General features: G+C 63.1%; 8 protein-coding genes. 2 read left to right on the top strand and 6 right to left on the bottom strand.

Features of this window, described 5'->3' with window-relative positions; genetic code table 11:
• The 6 genes from AC5JJ6_RS33595 to AC5JJ6_RS33570 all read right to left on the bottom strand — a co-directional run.
• Nucleotides 1-889 (bottom strand): lytic transglycosylase domain-containing protein (locus AC5JJ6_RS33595; RefSeq protein ID WP_496046206.1); only part of this gene is annotated, 889 nt, incomplete at its 3' end.
• A 173-nt stretch (nt 890-1,062) separates the two neighbouring features.
• Entirely contained in the window at nt 1,063-1,452 is a 390-nt protein-coding gene (locus tag AC5JJ6_RS33590; protein ID WP_496046205.1) for a hypothetical protein, read from the bottom strand.
• A gap of 83 nt (nt 1,453-1,535) precedes the next feature.
• Entirely contained in the window at nt 1,536-2,273 is a 738-nt protein-coding gene (locus AC5JJ6_RS33585) for a DUF72 domain-containing protein (protein ID WP_496046204.1), read from the bottom strand.
• 39 nt (nt 2,274-2,312) lie between these two features.
• The gene (locus AC5JJ6_RS33580; RefSeq protein ID WP_496046203.1) at nt 2,313-3,587 is read right to left on the bottom strand and encodes a TRAP transporter large permease; all 1,275 of its coding nucleotides are present in this window, start codon (nt 3,585-3,587) and stop codon (nt 2,313-2,315) included.
• Complete coding sequence (locus AC5JJ6_RS33575) at nt 3,584-4,078, bottom strand: TRAP transporter small permease (protein ID WP_496046202.1); 495 nt, start codon at nt 4,076-4,078, stop codon at nt 3,584-3,586. The genes AC5JJ6_RS33580 and AC5JJ6_RS33575 overlap by 4 nt, the downstream gene beginning before the upstream one ends.
• Nucleotides 4,079-4,090: 12 nt before the next feature.
• Nucleotides 4,091-5,068 (bottom strand): TRAP transporter substrate-binding protein, encoded by a 978-nt coding sequence (locus tag AC5JJ6_RS33570; RefSeq protein WP_496046201.1) that lies wholly within the window; start codon nt 5,066-5,068, stop codon nt 4,091-4,093.
• Between the two features lie 208 nt (nt 5,069-5,276).
• On the opposite strand from AC5JJ6_RS33570, the gene AC5JJ6_RS33565 reads away from it, so the two are divergent.
• Together AC5JJ6_RS33565 and AC5JJ6_RS33560 are read left to right on the top strand one after the other, a co-directional pair.
• Nucleotides 5,277-6,809, top strand: coding sequence for a PAS domain-containing sensor histidine kinase (locus AC5JJ6_RS33565; RefSeq protein WP_496046200.1), 1,533 nt, complete (start codon nt 5,277-5,279; stop codon nt 6,807-6,809).
• The coding region (locus AC5JJ6_RS33560) for a response regulator transcription factor (RefSeq protein WP_496046199.1) at nt 6,793-7,365 on the top strand (573 nt) is incomplete at its 3' end. The genes AC5JJ6_RS33565 and AC5JJ6_RS33560, both read left to right, overlap by 17 nt.

Genomic DNA, 7,365 nt, shown 5'->3' with positions numbered 1-7,365 from the left:
CACGACGGGCATCCTCGACGGCTTTGTTGCTTTCATTCGGCGACCGGAAGGCGCCGACTTGGATGCCCCAGTCGCCAACCGGCGCGGAGGCCAGTTGTACCGGAACCGACGCTGGAGCGGGCCGAGGCCGCGCCGCCGGGAGGGGTGCCACCGGCACTTGGGCGATGGGAAGGGCGGATGCGACGACGACGGGACGGGATGGCAGCGGCGCTACCGCGGCGGCGATGACAGTACGATCCGGGATGCGCGGCGAAGGCACTGCCGCGAACATCGTGTCGGAAACCCGCCGGGTCGGTTCGACGCCGGCGAGGTTCGGGGAGATCATCGCAACGTAGTTGCGCGTTTCGGACGGAAGGCCGCGGTCGCCTGTCAGATATTCGCCGTAACGGCCGGGGCCGGCATTGTAGGCGGCGAGAAATCCTGGAGAACCGAACTTTTCGTACATCTCCCGCAGATAGGCTGTTCCGGCCAAGATGTTGTCACGCGGCTCGAACGGGTCGGAGCCCAGACCATGCTTGGCGCGGAGTTCCTCGTAGGTCGATGGCATTACCTGCATGAGGCCCATGGCACCGGCCCGGCTGACGATCGGCCTGCCGTTCATATGGGTACGGCCGCCGCTCTCCACCTTCATCACGGCGCGAATCCATTGCTCCGGAACGTCGAACCGCTGGGATGCCTCGGCGATGTGGGTGGCCCAGGGGTCACCGGACAATCCGCCGCTATAGGCGCCGGAAGCTGCCGGGCTGGTCCGGTGGGTCGACGGGGAGCTTGAACAGGCGCTCAGCAGCGATGCCGCGAGCGCGAGGGTGATGCCGATCGATCCGCCGCGTGGCACAGTCCCGCGAAGTCGTTTGACCGGAGCGTCACGGAACGGCGTCGGATTCGGCATGGTTCAACTGTTATGTAAGGACAGGGCTATAAGCTAATAATATCGTTTGGGTTTCCGGTCAACAGTTTCGTCCGCAAGCAAGTCTCCCCTACCCTGCCCTGAGAAGCGGAAGCATGACGGTTCCATTCGTTCCGACGACGTCAAGGAGCGAAGTCATGCTTCCGGCTTCGGCATCAGTAGCCGTAGGACTGCTGCGGCTGGTTTCCGCCACCCTGACTATAGTTCTGGTCGCCCTGGTCGAACTGTCCGCCGCCATCGAGATCGGCGCCGTTGAGATCGCCGGTGACTGAGCTTGCCAGTTCGGGGAAGCTGCGCTCGACGATCCCGATCAGAGCTTCGATCCGGTCGGCCGCGTGGTCGGCCTTGGACTGCAACTCGTCATATTTGCGGCGCAGCTCGTCCAGCTCGGCCCGGGCGCTGTCGCGCTCCTCCACGACGGTGCGGTGTTCGTAGCGCTGCTCGTCCAGCTTCTTCGAGACGCTGTCGATCACCCGGTCAATACGGGCGAGAGCACTGTCCAGCTTGGAAATACGGGTATCGGAGAAGTTTTGAGTATCGCTCATTCTAATCTGCTTGCCTGTCTGAAGGTGCCCCTTTGGGCGGTCATTGATCGCGCGCACCGGAATTTGGGTCAACCTTTTAATCGCTATTCCTTTCCGCTTTCCAAATAAAGTCTCTCCCATATGACGCAGGCGTTGTGGGTAGCGGCCCCAAGGGCGGTATTGTCGAAAATGCACCAGACCGGCGCTTTCTCCGCATCCTCCTCCACCATCCGCGCGATACCGGGCAGCCGGTCCGGCGCATAGTCGGAATGGTAGATCTCGGGCGACCCGTGAAGCCGGTGATAGATCAGGCCGTTCCAGCCGCCCGGAGGCTCGCCGCCCGGATCGGCCGCGACGCGGGCCACGCGGAATCTTTCCAGCATGCCGTCCGGGACGGTGTCGACGAACCAGCTCGGATGCCGGGGTTCCCATACGACGTCGCCGTCGAAGCGGTCGCGGAGTAGCCCCAGGAACGCTTCGACGCGCTTGGGCTGGAAAGGAAAACTGGGGGGAAGCTGTACCAGCAGCGGGCCAAGCCGGTCACCCAGTTCGCGGATTTCACCGAGGAAACGGTCGAGAGGGTCGACGCAGTCGGCCAGCCGCGATTCGTGGGTGATGAGCTTGGGCGCCTTCACCGCGAACCGGAAGCCGTCGGGCACGGACGCCGCCCAGCGGGCATAGGTCGCGGGCTTGTGCGGACGGTAGAACGAGCTGTTGATCTCGACCGCCGGGAGAAAACGCGCGTAGCGCTCGAGATGGCTGCCGTCAGGCGGGAACCAGCCGGCATGCTGCTTTGGGATCGACCAGCCGGCACAGCCGACGAATACGGAAAATACGCTCATGCCGCCTAAACCGCGGCATGAGCGTATTGGTTTCCGGCTTCAGTAAAGCAGATCGCGGAACAGCAGCGAGACATCGGGTACGTAGGTCACGATCATCAGACAGGCCAGGATCACCAGCACGAACGGCACCAGGGGCGCCACGATCCGGTCCAGCGGGATGCGGGCGACCTGACAAGCGGCGAACAGGTTGACGCCGAAGGGCGGCGTGATCATGCCCATCGCCAGATTGACCACCATGATCAGGCCGAAGTGGATCGGATCGATCCCGAAATGGCTGGCGACCGGTGCCAGGATCGGCGCCAGCACGATGATCGCGGCCGAGGTTTCGACGAACATGCCGAGCACGAACAGGAAGATGTTGACCGCCAGCAGGAAACCGGCACCCGTCTCGATCGTCTGGACCAGCCACTCGCCGACGGCGACGGGCACGCCGGCGCGGTTGATCAGGAAGCTGAACAGCCCGGCATTGGCGATGATGAACATGATGATCGCGGACGATATCACGCTCTTCCGCAGGATCGGCCCGAGATCCGCGAAGCGGATCTCGCGGTAGATCACCATGCCGACGACCAGCGCATAGAAGACCGCGACGACGGAAGCCTCGGTAGGAGTGAAGACGCCGCCGTAGATGCCGCCGATGATCACGACCGGCATCAGGAGCGCCAGGGCCGACCTTTTCAGGGCGGCGGCGAACCTGAGCTGCCCTTCCCTGTCGTTCTTGCCTAGCCCCTTGATACGGCACCAGACATAGACGAACAGGGTGAGTGCGGCCGCGATCAGGATGCCCGGCCCGATGCCCGCGATGAACAACTCGCCGATGGAAACCTCCGCCGACACGGCGTAGAGGATCATCGGGATGGACGGCGGGATGATGACGCCGAGTTCCGCCGACGTCGCCTGGAGAGCCGCCGCAAAGGGAGCGGGATAGCCGTGACGGACCATGGCGGGGATCAGGATCGCGCCGATCGCGAAGGTCGTCGCGACGCTGGAGCCGGATACCGCCGCGAAGATCATGCACGTCAGGACGCAGGTGCAGGCAAGTCCGCCCTGAACGCCGCCGACGATGGATTTGGCGAAATCGACCAGCCGGGTGGAAATACCCCCGACCTCCATCAGGTTGCCGGCCAGGATGAAGAAAGGGATCGCCGCCAGCGGATAGCGGTCGAGCGAGACGAAGAGCTGCTGGGCCACCAGCAGCAGCGGAAGGTTGGTGAAACCCGCGATGCCGACCACGCTCGCCAAGCCGATCGAAACGGCGATGGGAACGCTGAGCGCGAACAGCACGAGCATCGTTACGAGGATGGTCGTGCTCATGTCGCGGTCTCCTCAAGGGCAGCCGTGCGGCGGTCGAAATAGTGGGCGACCACGGCGAGCAGACTGAAGAACGCTCCCACTGGCAGGGCGGCGTAGGCCCATGCGATCGGGACCTCCAGCCCGGCCAGCGTCTGGAACCGCACCCGCCATGTCATCTGAATGCCGAACCACAGGATCACGCCCAGCAGCGCAAGGCTGCCAAGCGTGATGAATCCCTGCAACAGGCTTTGCAGCCGCCCGGATACCAACCGGTAGGCCAGATCGATCGCCACGAGCGCACCGTGCCGGAACGCGATGGTGATGCCCAGAAAGACCATCCAGATCAGGCAGGTGCGGGTCAGCGCCTCCGACCAGGTGGACGGCTGTTCGAAGATGAAGCGGGTGACGACCTGATAGAACGCGGACACGGCCGCGACCACCAGGCAGGCGGAAGCCGCGTGGCCGATCACCCAGTTGATCGCACCTTCGGCACGCAGAAAGATCCGGATCATGAATTTCGCGGATCAGGGTGCGTAATTGCGGATCTGGTCGATCTTGTCCTTGCCGAACTTCTTCGAATACTCGGCATAGGCCGGCTCCAGCGCTTCCTGGAACTTGGCACGGTCGACATCCGTGATGACCTCCATGCCGGCGGCCCGCAATTCGGCGACACCGTTGGCCTCTACGGCGGCGACCTTCTCCCGCATCGCCTTCGCCGCGACGGCCGCCGCTTCGTGGAACATCTTCTGTTCGTCGGCCGACAGGCCGTCAAAGGTCGACTTCGCCATCAGGATCATGGCCGGCGAATAGACGTGACCGGTCATCGTCAGATACTTCTGCACCTGGGCGAACTTGGACGAAGTGATGACCGGGATCGGGTTTTCCTGCCCGTCCACCGTGCCTTGCTGGAGGGCGGTGAAGACTTCCGTGAACGCCATCGGAGTCGGGAGGACCCCCAGTTGGCGGAAAGCGGTCATGTGGACCTGATTTTCCATGGTCCTGACCTTCAGGCCCTTGGCGTCCGCCGGGGTGTTGATCGGCCGCTTGCTGTTGGTGATGTGCCGGAAGCCGTTTTCACCCCAGGCCAGCGCCTCGATTCCCTTGGCGGGGAACAGCTTCAGCATGTCCTGGCCGATCGGACCGTCGAGCACGGCGCGGGCATGCCGATAGTCCTTGAACAGGAAGGGAATATCGACGATCGCCACTTCCGGCACGAAGTTGCCGACCGGTCCGGTCGATGTCACCACCAGATCGAGCGTGCCGATCTGGGCGCTCTCGATCATTTCCCGCTCGGCACCGTTGGGAGTCGAGACGACCTTGAACTTGCCGTTGCTGCGCTTCGCCAGCTCGTCGGCCAGGGTCGCCGCGGCGACGCCGTAGTGGGACGCCGAGGCCGTCGGATGCCCCAGTTGAAGAACCGTCTCCGCCTGTGACGACGCGGCGAAAGCGAATGTGGTGGAAAGCGTGAGCGCGCACGCGGCGACCCATCGTGTCATCTTCATAGCGTCGGACCTCCCGGTTCCATTGGAACGGCTTCTCGGATGAGCCGTCTGTTATTGAGACATGGTTTACCAGGGGACGGAAAAAGGTCAAACATGAACCTTTTGACCATGCTCGGCTTTTTTGGCCGGGATGGGGTTGAATAGACCCCTCCGTACAGTTTTTCTGGTAAGCTCCGGAGCAACATGGACGCGCCAGAGCATAATAAACGTGGACAGCAAGCCTTCCCTATCACCGGCGGATGATCTTAAGCTGCAAACGCTGATTGAGACTGCTCCCGACGGTATAGTCATCATCGACAGCATGGGCCGGGTCCAGACCTGCAATCCGGCTTGCCTGCATCTGTTCGGCTATGAGACGCATGAAGTTGTCGGCCAGAACGTCAAGATGCTGATGCCCGCTCCCTACCAGGAGGAGCATGACACATATCTCCGCAATTACCATGAAACCGGCCGCCGCCGCATCATCGGCATCGGGCGGGAAGTCCATGGCAAGCGCAAGGACGGGACGGTGTTTCCGCTCGAACTCTCGGTCGGAGAGGCCGGCAGCGGCGACGGCAAGGTCTTCATCGGCATCCTTCGCGACATAACGCAAAGGACGCAGCACGAGACGGACCTGCTGGAGCGTAAGGCGCGCCTGACATCGATCCTGGAGACGGTCCCGGACGCCATCATCGTGATCGACGACCAGGGGTTCATCGAATCCTTCAGTCCGGCGGCCGAGCGCCTGTTCGGCTACTCCTCGACCGATGTGGTCGGCCGTAACGTCAGCGTCCTGATGCCGGCGCCCTACCGCGCCGCCCATGACGGCTACATGAACCATTATCTCACCACGGGCGAGAAGCGGATCATCGGCATCGGCCGGGTCGTCGTCGGCCAGCGTGCCGATGGCGCCACTTTCCCGATGGATCTGGCCGTCGGTGAAGTCAATCTGGGCGGCCGCCGGCTGTTCACCGGTTTCGTGAGGGATCTGACCGAGCACCAGCACGCGGAAAAGCGGCTTCAGGACCTGCAAAGCGAGCTGTTGCACGTGTCCCGCTTCAGCGCCATGGGCCAGATGTCGTCCACTCTGGCGCATGAACTCAACCAACCCCTGACCGCCATCACCAACTATGTCAAAGCCTGCCGCCGCATGATGGACGCGGCCGAAACCAAGCCTTCGCCCAAGGTCCTGGAAACCATGGACAAGGCGGTGGCGCAGGCCGTCCGCGCCGGCCAGATCATCCGCCGGATGCGCGATTTCATCGAAAAGGGGCAGACCGACCGGACGGCGGAAGCCATCAACAAGGTCGTGGAGGAAGCCAGCGCCCTTGCACTGGTCGGCGCCAAGCAGGAGAATATCCGGGTAAACTTCCAACTGTCGCCGGAGGCGCCGACGGTCTGGATCGACAAGATTCAAATCCAGCAGGTGGTGCTCAATCTGGTCCGCAACGCCATGGAGGCACTGATCCAGTCACCGGTCCGCGACCTGACGATAGGCACGGCGGCATCGTCCGACGACATGGTGGAAGTCACCGTCAGCGACACCGGACCCGGCCTGGCCCCGGTCGTGGCTGCAAACCTGTTTCAGCCTTTCATCACCACCAAGCAGAAGGGGATGGGGCTGGGCCTGTCGATATCCCGGTCGATCATCGACGCCCATGGCGGCCGCCTGTGGGCCACGCCGAATCCGGATGGCGGCGTCACTTTCCATTTCACGGTCGAGACGGCCCGTCCCGAGAATCATGATGACGACACCTACTGAGAACAACGGACAACCGACCGTCTTCATCCTGGACGATGACGACGCCGTGCGCGATTCGCTTCAGATCCTGATGGAATCCGCGGGCTTCACGGTCGAAGCCTTTGCATCGCCGCTGGATTTCCTCGGCTCTTCAGCGCCGGGCCGCCCGGGCTGCCTGCTGATCGACGTGCGCATGCCGGAAATGAGCGGCATCGAAGTTCAGGAAAGTCTTGCGGCCAGCAACCGCCAGCTTCCGGTCATCGTGATGACCGGGCATGCCGACGTGCCTCTGGCGGTGCGGGCCATGAAAGCCGGAGCCGTCGATTTCATCGAGAAGCCGTTCGACGACACCGTCATCATCGAAACCGTCCGCCGCGCGCTCGAATCGCGGCCCACAGCCAATCCGGAAATCGCCCAGCGGCTGGCCTCCCTCACTCCCCGCGAGCGGGAGGTACTGGAAGGGCTGGTGGCCGGACGCGCCAACAAGGTCATCGCCTTCGACCTCGACATCAGTCCGCGTACAGTGGAGATCCACCGCGCGCGGGTCATGGAGAAGATGCAGGCGCGCAGTTTGTCG

Source organism: Skermanella sp., from assembly GCF_059503625.1.
The sequence above is the reverse complement of the archived record's forward strand: the minus strand, read 5'-3'. Positions and strand labels throughout refer to the sequence as shown.

What these genes read in the sequence shown, in the direction of transcription:
- AC5JJ6_RS33585 (WP_496046204.1), bottom strand. Translation starts at nt 2,273, where the DNA reads ATGAGCGTATTTTCCGTATTCGTCGGCTGTGCCGGCTGGTCGATCCCA.
- AC5JJ6_RS33590 (WP_496046205.1), bottom strand. Translation starts at nt 1,452, where the DNA reads ATGAGCGATACTCAAAACTTCTCCGATACCCGTATTTCCAAGCTGGAC.
- AC5JJ6_RS33575 (WP_496046202.1), bottom strand. Translation starts at nt 4,078, where the DNA reads ATGATCCGGATCTTTCTGCGTGCCGAAGGTGCGATCAACTGGGTGATC.
- AC5JJ6_RS33580 (WP_496046203.1), bottom strand. Translation starts at nt 3,587, where the DNA reads ATGAGCACGACCATCCTCGTAACGATGCTCGTGCTGTTCGCGCTCAGC.
- AC5JJ6_RS33570 (WP_496046201.1), bottom strand. Translation starts at nt 5,068, where the DNA reads ATGAAGATGACACGATGGGTCGCCGCGTGCGCGCTCACGCTTTCCACC.